Raw genomic sequence first — 19,211 nt, forward strand, 5'->3', positions numbered from 1 at the left:
GCGCTCCGCGCCCCCTACCTCTTCTTCCACCCACCTCTATGCCCCGGCGCCCCTCCGCTCGACCGCGGCGATGGGCCGAACTCCGGGCCGGACTGCCGTGAATCTGTCGGCTGGATGATTCGGCTTTCGCCGCCGAACGGCTTTGAGGGCAGCGCGCGGTCGCCCCGATACGGCAACGACTCCGGGCCGTGCATCTCGTCGAGATGCGGCTTGTGCACCTTCGAGCCGCTGCCGCCGCCACTCGCCTTCAGCGCGGAGCTCACGGTCTTCTTCTTCATGGCGCTGACCGGCAAATTGGCGGCGTCGCCGTATTTCTTCGCGCCCGCATAGGCGCCGGCCTTGCCCTGCACCGTGCGCTGCTTGACGGTGGGATCGTCGACCACCGCGAGCTCGGTGGCGCGCAGGCGCTTGACTTCGTCGCGCAGGCGCGCGGCTTCCTCGAAGTTCAGATCGGCGGCGGCCTCGCGCATTCTCGTTTCGAGATCGCCGAGCACGGCTTCGAAATTGTGGCCGATCGAGATGACGTCGTCGGTCATGTCATGGCCGCCGATCTCGACCAGCACATGATCGCGCTCGTAGACCGCTGTTCATGATGTCGCCGATCGACTTCTTGATGCTCTCCGGCGTGATGCCATGCGCCGTGTTGTACTCGACCTGCTTCTCGCGACGGCGGTCGGTCTCGGCGATGGCGCGCTCCATCGAGCCCGTCATCTGGTCGGCATAGAGGATCACCTTGCCGTCGACGTTGCGCGCGGCGCGGCCGATGGTCTGGATCAGCGAGGTCTCGCTGCGCAAAAAACCTTCCTTGTCGGCGTCGAGAATCGCGACCAGCGCGCATTCGGGAATGTCGAGGCCTTCGCGCAGCAAATTGATGCCGACCAGCGCGTCGAAGGCGCCGAGGCGCAGATCGCGGATGATTTCGATGCGTTCGATGGTGTCGATATCGCTGTGCATGTAGCGGACGCGAATGCCCTGCTCATGCAGATATTCGGTGAGATCCTCCGCCATGCGCTTGGTCAGCACCGTGATCAGCGAGCGATAGCCGGCTTGGGCCGTGGCGCGGACCTCGCCGACGAGATCGTCGACCTGAGTGCGGGCCGGGCGGATGTTGACCGGCGGATCAATCAGCCCGGTCGGCCGGATCACCTGCTCGACGAACACGCCGCCGCTCTCGTTGATCTCCCAGGCGCTGGGCGTGGCCGAGACCGCGACCGTCTGCGGCCGCATCATGTCCCATTCCTCGAAGCGCAGCGGGCGGTTGTCCATGCAGGAGGGCAGCCGGAAGCCATATTCGGCGAGCGTCGCCTTGCGGCGGAAGTCGCCGCGGAACATGCCGCCGATCTGGGGCACTGTGACGTGGCTCTCGTCGGCGAACACCAGCGCGTTGTCGGGCACGTATTCGAACAGCGTCGGCGGCGGCTCGCCGGGCAGGCGCCCGGTGAGATAGCGCGAATAGTTCTCGATGCCGGCGCAGCTTCCGGTCGCCTCCATCATCTCGAGGTCGAAGGTGGTGCGCTGCTCCAGCCGCTGCGCCTCCAGCAGGCGGCCCTGGTCGTGGAGCTGGTCGAGCCGCATCTTCAATTCGGATTTGATCGACTTGATCGCCTGCACCAGCGTCGGGCGCGGCGTCACATAGTGCGAGTTGGCGTAGATCTTGATGAATTCGAGCTCGTCCTGCTTGTGGCCGGTGAGCGGATCGAACTCCTCGATGGTCTCGACGGTGTCGCCGAACAGGTTCACGCGCCAGGCGCGGTCTTCATAGTGCGCCGGAAAGATGTCGATGACATCGCCGCGCACGCGAAATGTGCCGCGGGTAAAATCGGCCTGGGTGCGCTTGTATTGCAGGGCGACGAGGTCGGCGATGAGCTGGCGCTGGTCGATGCGCTCGCCCTTCTTCAGGGCAAACGTCATCGCGGTGTAGGTTTCGACCGAGCCGATACCGTAGATGCAGGACACCGAGGCAACGATGATGACGTCGTCGCGTTCGAGCAGCGCGCGCGTCGCCGAGTGGCGCATGCGGTCGATCTGCTCGTTGATCGAGGAGTCCTTTTCTATGTAGGTGTCGGTGCGAGGGACATACGCTTCCGGCTGGTAGTAGTCGTAATAGCTGACGAAATACTCGACCGCGTTGTCGGGGAAGAAGCTCTTGAACTCGCCATAGAGCTGGGCGGCGAGCGTCTTGTTCGGCGCCAGGATGATGGCGGGGCGCTGCGTCGCCTCGATCACCTTGGCCATGGTGTAGGTCTTGCCGGAGCCGGTGACGCCGAGCAGCACCTGCGAGCGGTCGTTGCGGTTGATGCCCTCGACCAGCTCGGCGATCGCGGTCGGCTGGTCGCCGCGCGGCTCGTAATGCGATTTGATCTCGAAGCGCACGCCGCCTTCGGACTTTTCCGGACGCGGCGGCCGATGCGGTGTCCACACCCTGGTGGAGCCGTCGTCCTTGCGGAACTCCGGCCGTCCCTCGCGGATCAGCGATTCCAGCGCGTCGGCGGTCGCCTTGACGCCGAGCGCCTCCATCTTGCTGCGCGGCGGACGCGCCAGGGCTTCGGCGTCGTCCTCTTCCGTGGGAAGTCCGAGCTGACGCGCCAGCTCCGGATCGAGCGTCGGGATCGTGGCCGCGGTTCCGTAATTGGCCTGCGGCGCCTCGTCGAAGCCCGCGTCGCGGGCGCCGGGCGGCTGCGGATTGGGCCGCAGCGGCATCGGCCTCGTATTGTCCTGCGGAAACTCCTTCGTCGTCGAAGCGCGCGCGCGATGCGCCGCGGCCTCGCCTCCGGAGCGGCGGTCGCGCGAATTGTCCGGCGGCGGCTGCAGGCCGGTGCCGGATCCGAGCCCGGCATCGCCGCGATTGATCGCGGGATTGAGCAACTCGGCCAGCGCCGGCCCGATCGGCTGCACGTCGGGGCGCGACGCCTTGGAATTCGGCGCCTTCGCGTTCGGCGCCTTGGTCTTGGGGGATTTGCCGGATTTTTCGGAGGATGCAGGTTTCTTCGCCATGCCCCGAATATGGGGCGAGTCCGGCCTTCAGGAAAGAGGTCTCTCCGCTTGGCAACAGATGTCAGCAAGGCGGAAGCGGTGGGTCCTCAATGAAGCATTGTCGCGACGCACTCCTCGACCTGCGCCCGCCGCCCCGGAATATCCGGCAGAAACTGGAATCCGGTGAGGCGCTCGACCACCTTCACCGTGGTTCGAAAGCCCTTGAGGTATTCGAGCGCGTCCTTATCCTCGAGCTTCCGATGATCGATATTTGGCAGAACGTAGGCGTTCGCGCGCTTGCTGCCGGGATCATAGAGGATCTTGAACAGCCCAATGGGAACCGCGACTCCGACGTCGCACTTCTTCTTCGAGCCGCAGATGGCCGTTTTTTTTGGCGCCTCGAACTTGATCTCGACCTTGCAGGCATTGTTCCTCTTCGTCACCTCCGGAAGACTGTCCTCGTCGTCCGCATAGACCGGCCCGGTAATGACGTAGAGCTCGCCGCGATCCTTCGTGAGGGTGCGTACCAGCTGTTCAAACTCCTTCCAGATGCCCCGATTGAATCCGAGGCCCTGCTGTGGAACGGCATTCGACAAAATGAAGCTCTCGTCCATCCAGTCGGCGTTGAAGCTGAAGTCGGCGGAGGCGGCTTGATGCCCGCGATCGAGTTTGCTGCCGGTATAGTCTGCGTCCTTGGCCTGCGCCGAATCGCAGACGCCTTCCTCCGACTTGAATTTCTTGCTCTCCGGACGCTTGAACTTGCCGCTGACCTGCTTCTTGTTCAGCGCCTCGATCACCCAGAACGGCGTCTTGGCCTCGTTGTTGTGCAGGAGCACGTAGCGGGTGTGACAGACGGTGGTGGCGTCGAGATCGTCGCCACCGGTCGGCAGGCCGATCTTTTCCCAGAGCGCACGACAACTGTCGGGATCGTTCACCGGCTTTGCCGGAGCTGTTTCACAAACATCGGCCCGGACCGGCTGACACAGGGTCAGTCCGAGGCAGATGAGCCAGCACAGACGCGAGAATTTCGACATGGCTCGCCTCCGGACTCAACCATTCGCGCCGGGCGGCGTCGTGGGCTTGCGGCCCCGTGCCGGTTTGCTTGCGGCGGCCTCCGCGGTTTGCTCCTGCTTGCGCTCCGACGAGCTCACGGTCTTCGATATGACATAGGTGCCGCCGCTGATGCCGAGCAGCGCCAGCACATTGCCGGGAATTTCGATCAGCGTTCCGGCCTCGATGGACAGCAGCAGATAGAGTCCAGCGATAACGAATGTGAAGATTAGGAACTGGAAGCGGGAGAGGCTCGCCTTCGGCGGCGAGGTGTCATTGGGCGTTTGCGGCTCGGACAGCAATCCCGCGAGAGCTCCGGAGTCGCTGAACAACTTCCAGAGTACAAGCGCGGCGAACCCGAGCAGAATGATCGAAATAACGACAAAGCCCCACCATGAAATCCATTGCGCGGTCATGAAATTACCTCCTGAAAAACTAGCTTCGTTCACTCCTTCGTGCGATTTTTCCGGCCAGATAGAGGCCGTTCCCGCCGGTCAGCAGCGTCACGAGCTCCTCCGACAAATCCGGCATCGACAATGCTCCGGTTGGCATCGTGACGATTCCGGTGTTGAGTGCGTGAATCGTATAGATGGCCAGCACCGCGGGAACGATGGCGGCTGCGACCACCCGTTCGGGATTGACGCTATCGTCTTTGGAGATGTCGCTGACGAGCAGGCCGCTTGACGCCACTTCGTCACGCAGCACACGAATGAGTACGAGCAACAGCATCGCGCCGAACCAGGCGATCAGGCCAAAGGCCAGAAACTTGCCAATTGCTGTCATCAGCCCCGCGCTCCCGTCAACATTCTGCCACATCGTATGGCCGGATGCAATCAAAGGTAGTGCACAAGGGCGGGGGTGGAGCTCCGAGATATCCAAGCGAGCGTCGTCTCGGGAGATCGAGCCACTTCACTCCGTCAGCATTCGTCCGCGTCAGGAACTGCGGCCGCTAGGCTTACGAACCCGCGATCACGCCGCCGGCGACGGTCCTTCGTCGTCCCCGGCCGCCTGATGCGGCTCGAGGATGTCGAGATGGATGCCGCCGCAATCGGTGCAGCGCATGGCCCAATACTCGCATCCGGCACGGCCGCCGATCACGCGGAGCACGGCGAGATCGCCGTCGCATTCCGGGCAGCTGGACAGCACATTGCGGGTGTAAATCCTCGGCCGCGACGTGTCTTCGAATTCGATGACTGACATGACCGGTTTCCCCTTTGACCCTGCGCCGTTCCTTGGTCGCCTGCAGTCCCGCTCGCTTATTCGTCGTCGCTGTCGTCGGCCCGCCGGCGGAATCGATCGATGTGATGCTTGGCATGGGCAATCGCGGCATCGGGATCGGGCCAGGCGAAGCCGACTTCCATGGCCGGAAACAGCACGCCGTCGATGGCAACCGGGCTGAAATCGGCACGCCGGATCCGGGCGTGCCACAGCCCCTGGCCAGCTTCGAAGGATTCGATGTCAAAGCCGTCGTAGAGGGTCGTCATTGCAGTCCCCAAAATGTTTTGTTCGAGCGCCTTGTTGGAGGGTCAGAAGACCACGTTTGCGGATTCCGGGATGTGAAGCCGTTCACAAGCGGCGGGCTTTTTTGCCCAAAGGGCCGGTCGCAGCGTCAGTTCCGCGCACCGGTGCGGCCGGTCCGCCGGACGGGACGGGCGGCGGGTTCCGACGCCGCGCGCATGATCCAGCGGCGGAACGCGGCAAAGTCGCGCTGCTCGGTCTGGAAGCTGCGATAGAGCAGGTACCAGCGCATGCCCTTGGGCACCGAGAGGTCGAACGGCGCCACCAGCCGACCGGCGGCGAGATCGTCGTCGATATAGGGCCGGATGCCCATGGCGATGCCGAGCCCGTCGGCGGCAGCCTGGAGCGCCTGGCCGTAGAACTGGAACTCCGGCCCCCGGGCGTTGATGCGCGCGAGGTTCGCGGCCTTGAGCCAGATCGGCCAGTCCTCAGGCGAATGCGCGACGCGGATCAGGCTCGGTCCCCTGAGATCGGCCGGGCGCTTCAGCGAGGAAGCCAGGCGAGGCACGCAGACCGGCGTGAGATCGCCGGCGAACAGCGGCTCGGCGACCAGCCCCGGCCAGTCGCCGGTACCGAGCTGGATGCCGCAGCTCCAGTCTTCGCCGAACGGCACCGACGCGCCGCCGGTGGTGAAGCGTACCTCGATGTCGGGCTCCTCGTTGCGAAACTCCGACAGCCGCGGGATCAGCCAGCGCATCGCGAAGGTGTGGCCGATGCCGATGGTGAGCACGCGGACGCTCGAAGGCGCCGTCACCTGGGCGGTGAGGCTTGCGAGCGCATCGAAGATCGGGGTCAGCCCGCTCTGATAAGCGCGGCCCGCCTGCGTGAGGAGCAGCTTGTTGGCCTTGCGCTCGAACAGCGCGACGCCGAGCCGTTCCTCCAGGATGTGCACCATGCGGCTGACCGCCGCCGCCGACACGCTCAGCTCGAGCCCGGCCGCGGCAAAGCTGCCGGCCCGCGCCGCGGCCTCGAATGCCTTGATGCCGTTGAGAAACAGCAAGCGCCGCAAATGACCGACCCTCAGGAAAGCTGATGCCAGGCCAAGATAACTCAGTTTGCGTAGGCGCGGCAAGCGGGGCAGAAATATCGGCGTAATCTAGGCTGATTTGCTGAAGCGGAGGCGGTGCCCTTCGCCTCTCCCGCTTGCGGGGAGAGGCCGGAATCCAAGCGTAGCTTGGATTCCGGGTGAGGGGGACTCTCCGCGAGTCCCACTGCTGGCTCCCTTCCGGAGACACCCCTCACCGCACCCTCTCCCCGCAAGCGGGGCGAGGGAGTGAAGCGCCTTTGCGTCCCTTACACGCCACCACCGGAGAACATCACGTGACGCCCATCATGATCGCTGCCCTTGGATTGCTGATGGTTGGCACCGCGTTCCTGTCGGGGCTGTTCGGCATGGCGGGCGGGCTGATCCTGATCGGCGTGCTGTTGGCCCTGATGCCGCTGCCGACCGCGATGGTGTTGCATGCGATCACGCAGATGGCCTCGAACGGCTGGCGCGCGTTTCTCTGGCGCGCGCATATCCGCTGGCGGCCGGTCGCGAACTATATGGTCGGCGCGGCCGTCGCGCTCGCGGCGTGGTCGCTCACCCGCTACGTGCCGGACAAGCCGGTCGCGCTGCTGCTGCTCGGCATCACGCCGTTCATGGCGCGGCTGCTGCCCGCCAACATCAAGCCGGATCCGGACCGTCTCTGGCAGGGCACCGTCTACGGCACGATCTGCATGGGCCTCATGCTGATGACCGGCGTATCGGGACCGCTGCTCGACACCTTTTTCCTCGGCGGCGATTTCGGCCGGCGCGAGAAGGTGGCGACCAAGGCGATGTGCCAGCTCGTCAGCCATTTCATCAAGCTGATCTATTTCGGCGGCGTGATCGACCAGGCCGCGACGCTCGATCCCGTGCTCGCGGCCGTCGCGATTGCAGCGTCGATGCTCGGCACCACGCTGGCGCGGCGCATCCTGGAAGCCATGACCGACCAGCAATTCGTGGCATGGTCGATGAAGCTGATCACCGCCATCGCCTGCTACTATATCGCCTATGGCAGCTGGCTGCTGGTCCGCACGCCCGTGCTGGCGGCCTTCGACAAGGGAGGTTTGCAATGAGCGAGACTGCCGACCCGCTGGTGCTGGACTTCGTCGAATGGGTTGCGCGCGAGCCGCGCGCCTATGCCGAGGTGATCGCGACCTGGAAGACCTCGTGCCCGCGTCTCACCATCTGGGAAGACGCCGCCGACCGCGGCTATGTCGCGCGCGAGACGCTCCCCGGAATGGGGCTGATCATCGCGGTGACAAAGGACGGGGAGAGATTGCTGCGCACCAACGGGCGGTGAGCCAAACGTAGCTGTCATCATCCGCGAAGGGCATGATCCAGTAATCACCAGCAGCGGTGTGTCACACGACTGCCGCGGCGTACTGGCTGCCCCGCCTTCGCGGGGCATGACAATGGTGGTCGATGCGGACAGCTCTCGCCACATCCGTCATTGCGAGCGCAAGCGAAGCAATCCAGAATGTTTCCGCGGCGGCAGTCCTGCGTCGCTTCGCTCGCAATGATGGAATACGGGGAGACCCCTTTCATGTCGCTCAAACTGTTCGAACTCGTCGGCACAGACGCCTCGCGACCGTTCAGCCCGTTCTGCTGGCGCACGCGGATGGCGCTGGCGCACAAGGGCCTTTCGGCGGAAACGCTGCCCTGGCGCTTCACCGAGAAGAGCGCGATCGCGCCGCACGGCTCGGAGAAGGTTCCGGTGCTGCTGCATCACGACCAGCCGGTGGTCGATTCCTGGACGATCGCGTCCTATCTCGAAGACAAGTTTCCGGACCGTCCGTCGCTGTTCGGCGGCGAGGGCGGCCGCGCCATGGCGCGCATGCTCAATGCCTGGGGCGACATCGCCATCGTCGGCGGCATCTTTCCGCTGATCATCGCGGACATCCCGAAGAATCTGGCCGAGGTCGACGCCGCCTATTTCCGCCAGTCGCGCGAGGCGCGTTTCGGCAAAAGTCTGGAAGAGGTGATGACGGGCCGCGATGCCGGCGTGGTCGCCTTCCGCAAATCGCTCGAGGTGATGCGGCAGACCCTGAAGAAGCAGCCCTTCATGGGCGGCGCCGCACCGAACTATGCCGATTACATCGTGTTCGGCGGTTTTCAGTGGGCGCGCGTGACGAGCCCGTTCAAGCTGCTCGAGGCGGACGACCCGGTCTACACCTGGCGCGAAAAGCTGCTGGATGCGTTTGATGGAATGGCGCGGAAATCGCCGGGGCACGCGGTCTAAGCTTGGTAGCCCGGATGGAGCGCAGCGCAATCCGGGAAGGTCGCGATGCGTGGCATGAACCCGGATTACGCTTGCGCTCCATCCGGGCTACGCGCCTCCGCCGCCTCGCGCAGGCACGCCCGGCACAAACAATCCTCGCCCTTGACCGGCATCGGCAGCCGCGCCGTTTCTTCCGCGCACCAGCACGCGCCTGAGAGGTCGCAGCCGAACTCGGCGCCGCAGCGGGAGCAGGCGAGGCGGCGCGGTTCCTGCACCGGAAGTTCTTGCGGATTTGTCATGATTTGCGCAAAAGCTGTGCTGTCATTTTCATGCCGGGTTCATCTCCCGCTGCGGTATATTACGCCTCGCGCACGTCTCAGGAAAGCGGTTGGCAACGCGCGAAGGACACATCGATGGCCCGCGATTCGCAAGCCGCGCTCGTCGCGCTCAACCGTTTCGGCTTCGGTGCCCGCGGCGGCGCATCCGGCGATCGCATCAACGCGGCCTCCGATCCTCGCGGTTTTGTGAAGGCGGAACTCGCCCGTCCCAACGCTGTGCTGCTGGAGGCGCCAGGCCTGCAATCCACGCCGCAGCTCGGGCAGGCCGTGTTCGCCTATCAGGATCAGGTCAAGCAGGCGCGCGAGGCCGCCGCCAAAGCCGGCGCGCCGACCGAGACGCCGTCGCAAGTGCCGGCCGATCAGAAGCCCGGACCGCGCCGCAATCTCTCGCTGAACGCCGTGGCAACCGAGATCGCAGGCCAGATGGCCGAGGCCAAGCAGGCTGACAACAAGCCTGCTGACAATAAGCCGGCGGACAATATGGCCAAGCCGGACAGCATGCAGCCCAACGCGGCCGCGCCGGCTGCCGCAAAACCCGCCCCGCAGCCGCTCAACGTCATCCAAAAGACCTTTCGCGCCGAAGCGCTGGCGCGGTTGCAGCGCGCGACCCTGGTCGAATGCGGCTTCACCGAACGTCTGGTCGTGTTCTGGTCCAACCATTTCTGCATCTCCGCCAGCAAGGGCGAGTTGGCGCGGATATGGGCTGGCGCGTTCGAGCGCGAGGCGATCAGGCCGCATGTGCTCGGGCGTTTCGCCGACATGCTGAAAGCGGTGGAGCAGCATCCGGCGATGCTGTTCTTCCTCGACAACCAGCAATCGCTCGGACCGGACTCGCGCGCCGGCCAGAACCGGAAGCGCGGGCTGAACGAAAATCTCGCGCGCGAGATCATGGAGCTGCATACGCTCGGCGTCGGCGGCGGCTACACGCAGGACGACGTCACCTCGCTCGCGCGCATCATCACCGGCTGGACCTTTGCCGGCCGGCAGGGACAGCTGGGAGCGCCTGGTTCGTTCGTATTCAACGTCAATGCGCACCAGCCCGGGCCGCAAATGCTGCTCGGCAAGGCCTACGAGCCGACCGGGCTTGCGCAAGGCGAGGCTGCACTCGCCGACATCGCACGCCATCCCTCGACCGCGAACTTCATCGCCACCAAATTCGTCCGCCATTTCGTCGCCGACGATCCGCCGCCGGCGCTGGTGGCGCGATTGCGCGATGTCTTCATCAAGACCGACGGCGATCTCAAGGCGCTCGCAACCGCACTGGTTGATTCCGACGAGGCGTGGAAGGCGCCGCTGACCAAGATGCGCAGCCCTTATGATTTCCTGGTCGCGAGCGGCCGGCTGCTCGCGCGCGTGCCGGAGGATCCCGGCGCCTATCTCAACAATCTCAATCTGCTCGGCCAGCCGCTGTGGTCGCCGGCCGGCCCGAATGGTTTCGCCGACACCAGCGCCGCGTGGGCTGCGCCCGAAGGCATCAAGCTCCGGCTCGACATTGCCGCGCAAATGGGCGCGCGGCTTGGGCCCAACATCGACCCGCTCGATTTGTTGGAATTTGCCGCCGCAGATGCGGCCTCGATCGAAACGCGGCGCACCATCGAGCGGGCGGAGTCGCGGCAGCAGGCGCTGGCGCTGCTGTTGATGTCGCCGGAAATGCAGAGGAGATGATGATGATCGACTGCGTCGAGAACCGGCTCCTCACCTCGCGCCGCGCCCTCCTGCTCGGCGGCGCCTCCTTCGCGGCGTGGGCTTATTTGCCGAAATTCGCCCGCGCGGCGGACGGCCGCGATCCCCGGCTGATCGTGGTGATCCTGCGCGGCGCGCTTGACGGCCTTTCGACCGTCGCGCCGGTCGGCGATCCCGATTATGCCGGCCTGCACGGCGCGATCGCGCTCACGGCGGACGGCGCCCATCCCGCGACCATGCTTGATACTTTCTTCGCGCTGCATCCGGCGATGCCCGAGTTCGCACGCATGTATCGCGATAGACAGGCCGCGGTGATCCACGCGGTGGCGACGCCCTATCGCGACCGCTCGCATTTCGACGGCCAGGACGTGCTCGAAAGCGGCTACGCCGGCCCGGGGCGCGTGCAATCCGGCTGGCTCAACCGCGCGCTGGAAGCGCTGCCGCGCGGCGAGCGGGTGTCGAGTGCTCTTGCCGTCGGCCCGACCACGCCGCTGGTGCTGCGCGGCAATGCGCCGACCGTCGGCTGGGCGCCGGTGGCGCTGCCGCAAGCCGATGACGACACCGCCATGCGCCTGGTCGAGCTCTATCGCCACCGCGATCCCGCGCTGGCGGCCGTGCTGTCGCAGGGTCTTCAGCTGGAGAAGGCCGCAAGCGGCGACGACATGAAGCAGAAGCCGGGCAATGCGGTCGCGCAGATGCGGCAGGTCGCGCGCGGCGCCGCAAAACTGATGGCGTCCGACGACGGCCCGCGCATCGCGGCGCTCGCGTTTGACGGCTGGGACACGCACGCCAATGAAGGCGGCCCTGTCGGTCGCCTCGCCTTCCTGCTCGGCGGGCTCGACGGTGCGCTCGCCGAATTCGAAACTGGCTTAGGGGAACGCTGGCGCGACACCGTCGTCGTGGTCGCGACTGAATTCGGCCGCACCGCGCGCATCAATGGCACCGACGGCACCGATCACGGCACGGGAACGATCGCGCTGCTCGCCGGCGGCGCGGTGAAGGGCGGCCGCGTCATCGCCGACTGGCCCGGCCTCAAGCCCGCCAACCTCTTCGAGGCCCGCGATCTCAAACCCACCACCGACCTGCGCTCGGTGATCAAGGGCGTGCTGCAGGGCCAGTTCGGCCTGTCCGATCGCGTGCTGGCCGAAACGGTGTTTCCGGATAGCGCAAGCGCGCGTCCGATGAAGGGGCTGGTCGTCTGACTCTAACCTCTCCCCGCTCTTTGCGGGGAGAGGTCGGATTGCCCCGGCGATGCGAAGCATCGTCCGGTGTAATCCGGGTGAGGGGCAAGGCACTCCGTTGCCACGATGAGAAGTCCATCCGACTCGCAAAACAGTTGCGATCAACCCCATCGCACCTACAATTCACGCCGAACTCGCGGAGCCAGCCCCTCACCCCACCCTCTCCCCGTAAGAACGGGGCGAGGGAGTGAGAGGCCGATGCGTCCCGCACCGCGAGAGCCGAGTTGTGCGATCCGGGTGAGGGGCAGGGCAATGCGTGGCCACGATGAAAAGTTTATCCGACTCGCACGACGGCTCCGCGTCGATCAAACGGACGCAGAGACAGTCCTCTGGAATCGGATTCGTAACCGGCGGATCGATGGCAACAAGTTCGTCAGGCAGGAGCCCATTGCAGGTTACATCTGCGACTTCGTCTGCCGTGAAAAGCGCCTCGTTGTCGAAGTCGACGGTGGCCAGCACAATGAATCGGCGACAGATGCTATTCGAGACGAACGCTTGAGAGAAAAAGGTTACAAGGTCCTTCGCTTCTGGAACAATGACGTTCTTGGAAATATCGAGGGCGTTCTGCTTACAATTCAGACCGAGCTCGCGGAGGCAGCCCCTCACCCCACCCTCTCCCCGTAAGAACGGGGCGAGGGAGTGAGAGAGCGGTGCTTTACTCACATCAGGAGATCATCCCCATGTACATCGCCATGAATCGCTTCCGCGTCGCCAAGGGCTCCGAGGCCGCCTTCGAGCAGGTCTGGCTTTCGCGCGATACTCATTTGGACAAGGTGCCGGGCTTCGTCGAGTTTCATCTGCTGCGCGGCCCCGAGCTCGAGGACCACACGCTGTACGCCTCGCACACGGTTTGGGCGAACCATGCGGCGTTCGAGGCCTGGACCAAATCGGATGCTTTTCGTGCCGCGCATGCGCGGGCCGGCGACACCAAGCCGACCTATCTCGGCCATCCCCAGTTCGAGGGCTTCGAGGTGATGCAGACGGTGGGGCGCGGCGCCAAGTAGCGCGCGACGCCGCAAAGATCAGCCCAGCGTGATCTTGTCGATCTCCGCCATCTCCTCCGCACTGAGCTTCCACGCAATCGCCTTCACGTTCTCCTCGACCTGCGCGACGCGGGTGGCGCCGGCAATCACGCTGGACACTTGCGGGCGCGCGGCGAGCCAGGAGAAGGCGAGCTCGAGCATGCTGTGCCCGCGCGCTTTCGCGAATGCCGTGAGCTTCTCGACGATGTCCTCGTTGCGCGGCGTGACGTAGCGGTCGCGTAACGCCGGGACCTTGCCGAAGCGCGTATCGGTCGGGGCGGCCGCGCCGCGCTGGTACTTGCCGGTGAGGAGCCCGCTTGCGAGCGGGAAGAACGGCAGGAGGCCGAGCTTGTACTCCTGTGCGGCCGGCAGCAGGTCCTTTTCGATGTCGCGCACCAGCAGGCTGTATTCGTCCTGGCAGGAGACGAAGCGGCTGACATTCATCGCGCGCGCGGTGAACTCGGCTTCCGCCAGGCGCCAAGCCGGAAAATTGGAATTGCCGATGTAGCGCACCTTGCCTTGACGGATGAGATCGTCGAGCGCGCGCAGCGTCTCCTCCATCGGCGTCAGCGGGTCGTAATCGTGCTGCTGATAGAGATCGATATAGTCGGTCTTGAGCCGCGTCAGGCTCGCCTCGACTGCGTTCATGATGTAGCGGCGCGAAGCGCCCTGCTTGGTTCCGTCGGTCGCCATCGGCTTGGAAAATTTGGTGGCGAGCACGATCTCCTTGCGTCGGTCGCCCAGCACGGTGCCGAGCACCGTTTCCGAACCGCCCATGCCGGCATAGATGTCGGCTGTGTCGAACAACGTGATGCCGAGATCGAGCGCGCGATGGATCACCTTGCGCGAGGTCTCCAAATCCGTGCGCTGGCCGAAATTGTTGCAGCCGAGGCCGACCGCAGACACGCGCAGGCCGGAGGCGCCGAGATTACGAATTTCCATGGGAGATCCCTGTCGGAGATGGCAGGGGCGCATTGTGACCGCGGCGCGCCGCCGCAGCAAGCCGCGCGCCGCGTTGCTGCCATGCCGACAGGAGCTGCCGACAAAAAAATGCGGCCCCTGTCAGACGCGGCGACTGACGGGGACCGCTTTGGGGCGCTTGATCGGTGACGGGGGGCTGACCAGACGCAGCTGCAGCCTAGTCCCGCTATGTTACGCGCGGGTGACAGGCAAAGTTATCCACAGGCGTTCGCGATCGCGAGGATCAGAAGATCTTGCGATAGACGATGAAGCCGGAACGCTCGGCGACCTTGTCGTACAGGCGCTGCGCCGTGACGTTGGTCTCGTGCGTCTGCCAGTACACGCGCGGGGAGCCGACGAGCTTTGCACGCTCGTAGACGCCGTGGATCAGTGCCGAGCCGACACCCTTGCCGCGAGCAGCCTCGGTCGTGAACAGGTCCTGCAGATAGCAGGATGGCTCGATCGCGGTGGTGCTGCGGTGAAAGAGATAATTCGTCATCCCGAGCAGGCGGCCGTCACTCTCGGCGACCAATCCGTGCACCGGCTCATAGGCATCAAAAAAGCGCTGCCATGTCACGCGCGTGATGTCTGGCGAGAGCGCGGTCGGGCCGGAGCGGCCGTAGAAGGCGTTGTAGCCGTCCCACAAGGGCAGCCATTGTTCGTAGTCCTGCCTGGTGACGGGGCGAATGGTGAGCGACATATGAAATCCTTCGATGAGGCGTCTTTCATACGTGATGAGGGGCGTGCCGATCAATTGTCTTACGAGTCGGATGGATATCCAGTCATGGCAACGGTGTGCCATGCCCCTCACCCGGATCGCTTTGGCGCGCACTTGCGCGCCAAAGCGATCCGACCTCTCCCCGCAGAAGAGCGGGGAGAGGTTAAGACGCGCAGCTCGCAGTGAATGTCCTGAGTGAGGGACGCGCTGTTCTCTCGCTCCCTCGCCCCGTTCTTACGGGGAGAGGGTGGGGTGAGGGGCTGTCTCCGCGAGCGCCCGCTCGCAATCACATTACTCCGCGACGCGCAGATAGCGGATCAGCTTGCGGCCCGCGGGATCGCGCAGTGAGCGGTAGTAGTCGGCGCGGGACGGCGCATCGGTGTGGCGCACGAGGTCGGTCACGGGCGTGTAGCTCAGCATACGCCCGCCATCGGGCAGCGCGGCACAGACGAAGCGCAACACCTCGCCATTGCGCAAGGCGATGTTGATCGGCGTGGCATCGCCGATCCGCACCATCTCCATGCGCTGTGCGATGAAGGTGCCGAGCTCGTCCTCGGGCAGTTCGAACGCGCCGGTGTCGCGGCCGTGATACATCAGCGCGATGAACGGCGGCTTGCCGTCGGCGATGTCGTCCGGCACCGCAAAATAATCGCGGAACGCGCGATTGATGAATTCGGCGCGCGTCTCGGCATCGAGCAGCACGATGCCGATATCGACCTGGTCGAGCGCGGCCGACAGCCGCGCGGCGATGGCGTGGCTCCGACGCTCGGCGGCAAACGTGCCGAGCAGCCGCTGGTGCATCAGGCCGGTGATGCCTGCGGTGCCCGCGGCCGTCGCAGCCAGGAGGCCGAGCCGGATCATATCCGCGGTGGTAAGGCCCGAAACGCCGTGCCGGCTGAGGAGCAGCAGTGCCGCGCCGATGACGGCGATGGCTGCGCTGACGACAGCGGAAGCGGGGCCCGAGAGCGCGCCGGCGAGCGCCACGATGCAGACGAGCAGCGGCGCGGGCGAGGGAGTGGGGACGCTGCGATCGAAAAACATCGCCAGCAGCAAAGTCGCTGCCGTTAGCGCCGGACCGGAGATCGCACGCCATCCCAACCGCATGGGCCTGTCTCGCTCCTCCCTGGACGAGGTAAGGCGGCAACACTGACCGAACATTGCGCCATTGCGATGCGGTTTCGCGCGGTGTCCTTAAGGTGCGCTTTGGCTCATGCGCAAAGCTTTCGGATGATTTTAGACCAAGTGCGCGTGCTTGAGGCGTTGTTGCAGCGCGGGCGCATTCAGCGTCGACGTCCCCTGGCCCTTGCGTGTGCCGACGAAGATCAACAGCGATGCCCGCGACGAGGATGGCCGCGGTCAGGGTGATTGCAACGATGACCACAGGTGATTTCATCGAAATCCTGTCGCGATGCCGGTCGGTGCGGGCCACGCGGCGCCTTGAAGGCGGGTCCAGGATGAAACGGGAATCAGACCGGCAGGCCCATCGCCATGGTCGCCCTGGTCGACAGCACCGTCAGGGTAACGATCAGGCAGAGCGAGAGCGCGGCGACGGCGAGCGAGGCCGCGACCGCGTTGGTCAGCCGGGAAGACGAAACGGTAGCGGGTGGGCCCTGAAAGCCTGCCGTGCCGGACGCCCGAATCATGGTCTAAATCCTTCAACGCGCGAGCGAATCACCCGCGACATCGAACAATTTCACTGTTGCAATCGGCAATATTGCGGCGGCCGATCAAGCGAAAATGGCGAGATTGCGGCAATGGTGACCCTTATGCCCGCTATTCGCCAGAGTGCGATCGCCCCTCAGGCGCCAGCGGCGATGCTGGCGGGGTCCTCGATGTCGGCCGGCCGCCAGTCCATTGCGACGAAGCCGGGCGCCGCTTCCACGCGCTTCAGCCAGTCCCGGATCGCCGGGAAGGTCGAGAGGTCGAAGTCGCAGCGGTCGGCGAGGTGGGTATAGCCGTACAGCGCGATGTCGGCGACTGTGAGCTGGCGGGCCGCGAAATAGGCGTTGGTCTTGAGGTGATTCTCCATCACCTGGAGCGCGCCATAGCCGCGCTCCATCCAGTCCTCCAGCGAATGAGTCTGGAGGTCCCGGCCGCCCCTCACCAGCGACAGCCAGAAATAGGCCGCGCCGATGTTCGGCTCCAGCGCGTGCTGCTCGAAGAACATCCATTGCAGCGCGTCGGCGCGATCGATGCGGTTCTCCGGCGCGAGCGGCGTGCCGACGGCGACGTACCAGAGAATGGCGTTGGACTCGGCGAGATAGCGATCGTCGCCGACCTCGAGCAGCGGCACCTGGCCTGACGGGTTCTTGGCCAGGAAGTCCGGGGTGCGGCTCTCGCCGCGCAGAATGTCCACCTCGACCGCTTCGTAAGGCAAGTTCAGCAGCGCCAGCGCAAGGCGGACCTTGTAGCTGTTGCCCGAGCGCTGCATCGAATAGAGCTTGTACATTCTGGGGATGATTCCGGAAGACGGGAGGGCGCGGCGCTTGTTGCCTCGCAACGCGGCTAAACAATGATGCCGATGCGAATCCGCCGCAAGACCCGGCCGATAGAAAAACTCGAAAACCCTACCGCATTGCAATGCGGCGGAAGATCATTTCCATGCGACCATCCAACTCAGTTCACGCTTGCGTCAACGCGGCCGCATGGTTCGGCGCATTTGTGTGAGAGGGTTGAACGGTCGTGATCGCCTCGACCGCTGATCTCTCGAGCGCCGGACTGCCGTCAGCTTCATGGGCGTCTCGAAGGGCGCAAAATTGCTCCGAGGACACGCCTTGTCGGATATGTGGGATTTGCCCGGCAAAGTTGCGGAAAATTGCGGAAAATCACGACTTGATGCGCGCCAGACACGTAAACTTTTGCGGGATCGGACCGAAGTTTCTTGCGGTGCAACGGCACTCGTTTTAGGGTGGCGCATTCCCACAATCGGAGTCGTGAAGCCAAAGGGTTCACGACGCTTGTCAGGAGATGACGATGTCCTTCCTTGCCGCTGCGCTCGACCGTGTGAAGCCGTCCGCGACCATCGCGGTCACGGATAAAGCACGTGCGCTGAAAGCGGCGGGCCGCAACGTCATCGGTCTTGGCGCCGGCGAGCCCGACTTCGACACGCCCGCCAACATCAAGCTGGCCGCGATCCACGCCATCGAAGCCGGCAAGACCAAGTACACCGCGGTCGACGGCATTCCCGAGTTGAAGGAAGCCATCATCGCCAAGTTTCAGCGCGAGAACGGCGTCGTCTACAAGGCGAACCAGATCATCGTCGGCACCGGCGGCAAGCAGGTGCTCTACAACGCGCTGATGGCAACCATCAATCCGGGCGACGAGGTGATCATCCCCGCGCGCCGTACTGGGTCAGCTATCCCGAGATGGTGGCGCTCGCCGGCGGCGAGCCGGTGCCGGTGGTCTGCACCGCGGCGACCGGCTTCAAGCTCCAGGCCGAGGCGCTGGAGCGCGCGATCACGCCGAAGACCAAATGGGTGATCCTGTGCTCGCCGTCGAATCCGACGGGAGCTGCCTACACCAGGACCGAGCTCAAGGCGCTCACCGACGTCCTGGTCAAGCATCCCCACGTCTGGGTGATGACCGACGACATGTACGAGCATCTCGTCTATGACGACTTCCAGTTCACCACGGTCGCGCAGGTCGAGCCGAAACTCTACGACCGCACGCTCACCGTGAACGGCGTGTCGAAGGCCTATTGCATGACCGGCTGGCGCATCGGCTATGCCGGCGGCCCGGCGCAGCTGATCAAGGCGATGTCGACGATCCAGTCGCAGTCGACCTCGAACCCGTCGTCGATTGCGCAATGGGCCGCGGTTGAGGCGCTGAACGGTCCGCAGGATTTCATTCCCGCCAACAACAAGGTCTTCAAGGAGCGCCGCGACCTCGTCGTCTCCATGCTCAACCAGGCCAAGGGCATCGAGTGCCCGCGTCCCGAGGGTGCCTTCTACGTCTATCCGTCCTGCGCCGGCACCATCGGCAAGACCGCGCCGTCGGGCAAGGTGATCGACAATGACGAGACGTTCGTGACCGAACTGCTCGAGACCGAAGGCGTCGCCGTGGTGCAGGGTTCGGCCTTCGGCCTCGGCCCCGCGTTCCGCATCTCCTACGCGACCAAGACCTCGGACCTCGAAGACGCCTGCAAGCGCATCCAGCGCTTCTGCGGCAATCTGCGCTAAGGCTGTCGCGACACGCGGTGTTCCCCTCTCCCCTTGTGGGAGAGGGTGGATCGCCGCGAAGCGGCGAGACGGGTGAGGGGTTATCTCCGCACGTGATCCTCTCGCGACAACATTCGCGGAGATAACCCCTCATCCGGCGCTTCGCGCCACCTTCTCCCACAAGGGGAGAAGGGAAGACAGCGCACCAATTCTCTGCGTTCGTTCTGGCACGCACAGAACTGTTGTGGCATAGACCACCGCGCGGCGTGTGCCGTGCTCTCTCTGCTCGCATCACATTCATCGCCG

19 protein-coding genes and 2 pseudogenes are annotated in these 19,211 nt (G+C 64.8%); 8 read left to right on the forward strand and 13 right to left on the reverse strand.

Going from position 1 to position 19,211, the window contains the following annotated elements; translation table 11 throughout:
• Window positions 1-14 precede the first annotated feature (14 nt).
• From uvrB to ACVIN2_RS26225, 7 genes and pseudogenes are all read right to left on the reverse strand, one after another.
• Window positions 15-2,994, reverse strand: a pseudogene (uvrB, locus tag ACVIN2_RS26195) (excinuclease ABC subunit UvrB).
• A gap of 86 nt (window positions 2,995-3,080) precedes the next feature.
• On the reverse strand, window positions 3,081-4,007 hold the full coding sequence (locus tag ACVIN2_RS26200; protein WP_456767768.1) for a DNA/RNA non-specific endonuclease: 927 nt from the start codon (window positions 4,005-4,007) through the stop codon (window positions 3,081-3,083).
• Window positions 4,008-4,022: 15 nt separating this feature from the next.
• The gene (locus ACVIN2_RS26205) at window positions 4,023-4,439 is read right to left on the reverse strand and encodes a hypothetical protein (RefSeq protein WP_456767769.1); all 417 of its coding nucleotides are present in this window, start codon (window positions 4,437-4,439) and stop codon (window positions 4,023-4,025) included.
• A 19-nt stretch (window positions 4,440-4,458) separates the two neighbouring features.
• A complete protein-coding gene (locus ACVIN2_RS26210) occupies window positions 4,459-4,839 on the reverse strand; it encodes a hypothetical protein (protein ID WP_456767770.1) in 381 nt (126 codons plus the stop codon).
• A 153-nt stretch (window positions 4,840-4,992) separates the two neighbouring features.
• Window positions 4,993-5,223, reverse strand: a complete 231-nt coding sequence (locus tag ACVIN2_RS26215) for a hypothetical protein (protein WP_456767771.1) — start codon at window positions 5,221-5,223, stop codon at window positions 4,993-4,995.
• Window positions 5,224-5,279: 56 nt separating this feature from the next.
• Complete coding sequence (locus ACVIN2_RS26220) at window positions 5,280-5,507, reverse strand: hypothetical protein (protein WP_007596778.1); 228 nt, start codon at window positions 5,505-5,507, stop codon at window positions 5,280-5,282.
• 125 nt (window positions 5,508-5,632) lie between these two features.
• The gene (locus ACVIN2_RS26225) at window positions 5,633-6,550 is read right to left on the reverse strand and encodes a LysR substrate-binding domain-containing protein (protein WP_456767772.1); all 918 of its coding nucleotides are present in this window, start codon (window positions 6,548-6,550) and stop codon (window positions 5,633-5,635) included.
• Between the two features lie 311 nt (window positions 6,551-6,861).
• Here ACVIN2_RS26225 and ACVIN2_RS26230 point away from each other — a divergent pair, with 311 nt between their 5' ends.
• The 3 genes from ACVIN2_RS26230 (at window position 6,862) to ACVIN2_RS26240 (ending at window position 8,807) form a co-directional block, all read left to right on the forward strand.
• Window positions 6,862-7,641: a TSUP family transporter gene (locus ACVIN2_RS26230; protein ID WP_456767773.1), complete on the forward strand. Its 780-nt coding sequence runs from the start codon at window positions 6,862-6,864 to the stop codon at window positions 7,639-7,641.
• A complete protein-coding gene (locus ACVIN2_RS26235) occupies window positions 7,638-7,868 on the forward strand; it encodes a hypothetical protein (protein WP_456767774.1) in 231 nt (76 codons plus the stop codon). The genes ACVIN2_RS26230 and ACVIN2_RS26235 overlap by 4 nt, the downstream gene beginning before the upstream one ends.
• A gap of 243 nt (window positions 7,869-8,111) precedes the next feature.
• Window positions 8,112-8,807: a glutathione S-transferase family protein gene (locus ACVIN2_RS26240; protein WP_456767775.1), complete on the forward strand. Its 696-nt coding sequence runs from the start codon at window positions 8,112-8,114 to the stop codon at window positions 8,805-8,807.
• 65 nt (window positions 8,808-8,872) lie between these two features.
• On the opposite strand, the gene ACVIN2_RS26245 is transcribed toward ACVIN2_RS26240, so the two are convergent.
• On the reverse strand, window positions 8,873-9,085 hold the full coding sequence (locus tag ACVIN2_RS26245; protein WP_456767776.1) for a cysteine-rich CWC family protein: 213 nt from the start codon (window positions 9,083-9,085) through the stop codon (window positions 8,873-8,875).
• 114 nt (window positions 9,086-9,199) lie between these two features.
• Between ACVIN2_RS26245 and ACVIN2_RS26250 the strand changes: the two genes are divergently transcribed.
• The 4 genes from ACVIN2_RS26250 to ACVIN2_RS26265 all read left to right on the forward strand — a co-directional run bounded on the left by ACVIN2_RS26250 (window position 9,200) and on the right by ACVIN2_RS26265 (window position 13,052).
• A complete protein-coding gene (locus tag ACVIN2_RS26250) occupies window positions 9,200-10,789 on the forward strand; it encodes a DUF1800 domain-containing protein (RefSeq protein ID WP_456767777.1) in 1,590 nt (529 codons plus the stop codon).
• 2 nt (window positions 10,790-10,791) lie between these two features.
• Complete coding sequence (locus ACVIN2_RS26255) at window positions 10,792-12,009, forward strand: DUF1501 domain-containing protein (protein ID WP_456769811.1); 1,218 nt, start codon at window positions 10,792-10,794, stop codon at window positions 12,007-12,009.
• 291 nt (window positions 12,010-12,300) lie between these two features.
• Window positions 12,301-12,672, forward strand: a complete 372-nt coding sequence (locus tag ACVIN2_RS26260; protein ID WP_456767778.1) for an endonuclease domain-containing protein — start codon at window positions 12,301-12,303, stop codon at window positions 12,670-12,672.
• 56 nt (window positions 12,673-12,728) lie between these two features.
• The gene (locus ACVIN2_RS26265; protein WP_007596764.1) at window positions 12,729-13,052 is read left to right on the forward strand and encodes an antibiotic biosynthesis monooxygenase family protein; all 324 of its coding nucleotides are present in this window, start codon (window positions 12,729-12,731) and stop codon (window positions 13,050-13,052) included.
• 18 nt (window positions 13,053-13,070) lie between these two features.
• Here the strand turns inward: ACVIN2_RS26265 and ACVIN2_RS26270 are convergent, their stop codons facing one another.
• From ACVIN2_RS26270 to ACVIN2_RS26290, 5 genes are all read right to left on the reverse strand, one after another.
• Window positions 13,071-14,012, reverse strand: coding sequence for an aldo/keto reductase (locus tag ACVIN2_RS26270; RefSeq protein WP_456767779.1), 942 nt, complete (start codon window positions 14,010-14,012; stop codon window positions 13,071-13,073).
• A gap of 262 nt (window positions 14,013-14,274) precedes the next feature.
• Window positions 14,275-14,730, reverse strand: coding sequence for an N-acetyltransferase family protein (locus ACVIN2_RS26275; protein WP_456767780.1), 456 nt, complete (start codon window positions 14,728-14,730; stop codon window positions 14,275-14,277).
• A 309-nt stretch (window positions 14,731-15,039) separates the two neighbouring features.
• On the reverse strand, window positions 15,040-15,852 hold the full coding sequence (locus ACVIN2_RS26280) for a PAS-domain containing protein (RefSeq protein ID WP_456767781.1): 813 nt from the start codon (window positions 15,850-15,852) through the stop codon (window positions 15,040-15,042).
• 362 nt (window positions 15,853-16,214) lie between these two features.
• Window positions 16,215-16,391, reverse strand: a complete 177-nt coding sequence (locus tag ACVIN2_RS26285) for a hypothetical protein (RefSeq protein WP_456767782.1) — start codon at window positions 16,389-16,391, stop codon at window positions 16,215-16,217.
• A 155-nt stretch (window positions 16,392-16,546) separates the two neighbouring features.
• Window positions 16,547-17,197: a glutathione S-transferase family protein gene (locus tag ACVIN2_RS26290; RefSeq protein ID WP_007596746.1), complete on the reverse strand. Its 651-nt coding sequence runs from the start codon at window positions 17,195-17,197 to the stop codon at window positions 16,547-16,549.
• Window positions 17,198-17,721: 524 nt separating this feature from the next.
• Here ACVIN2_RS26290 and ACVIN2_RS26295 point away from each other — a divergent pair.
• Window positions 17,722-18,926 (forward strand): annotated as a pseudogene (locus ACVIN2_RS26295) (pyridoxal phosphate-dependent aminotransferase).
• Window positions 18,927-19,211 lie beyond the last annotated feature (285 nt).

This window comes from Bradyrhizobium sp. USDA 3650 (assembly GCF_054057395.1).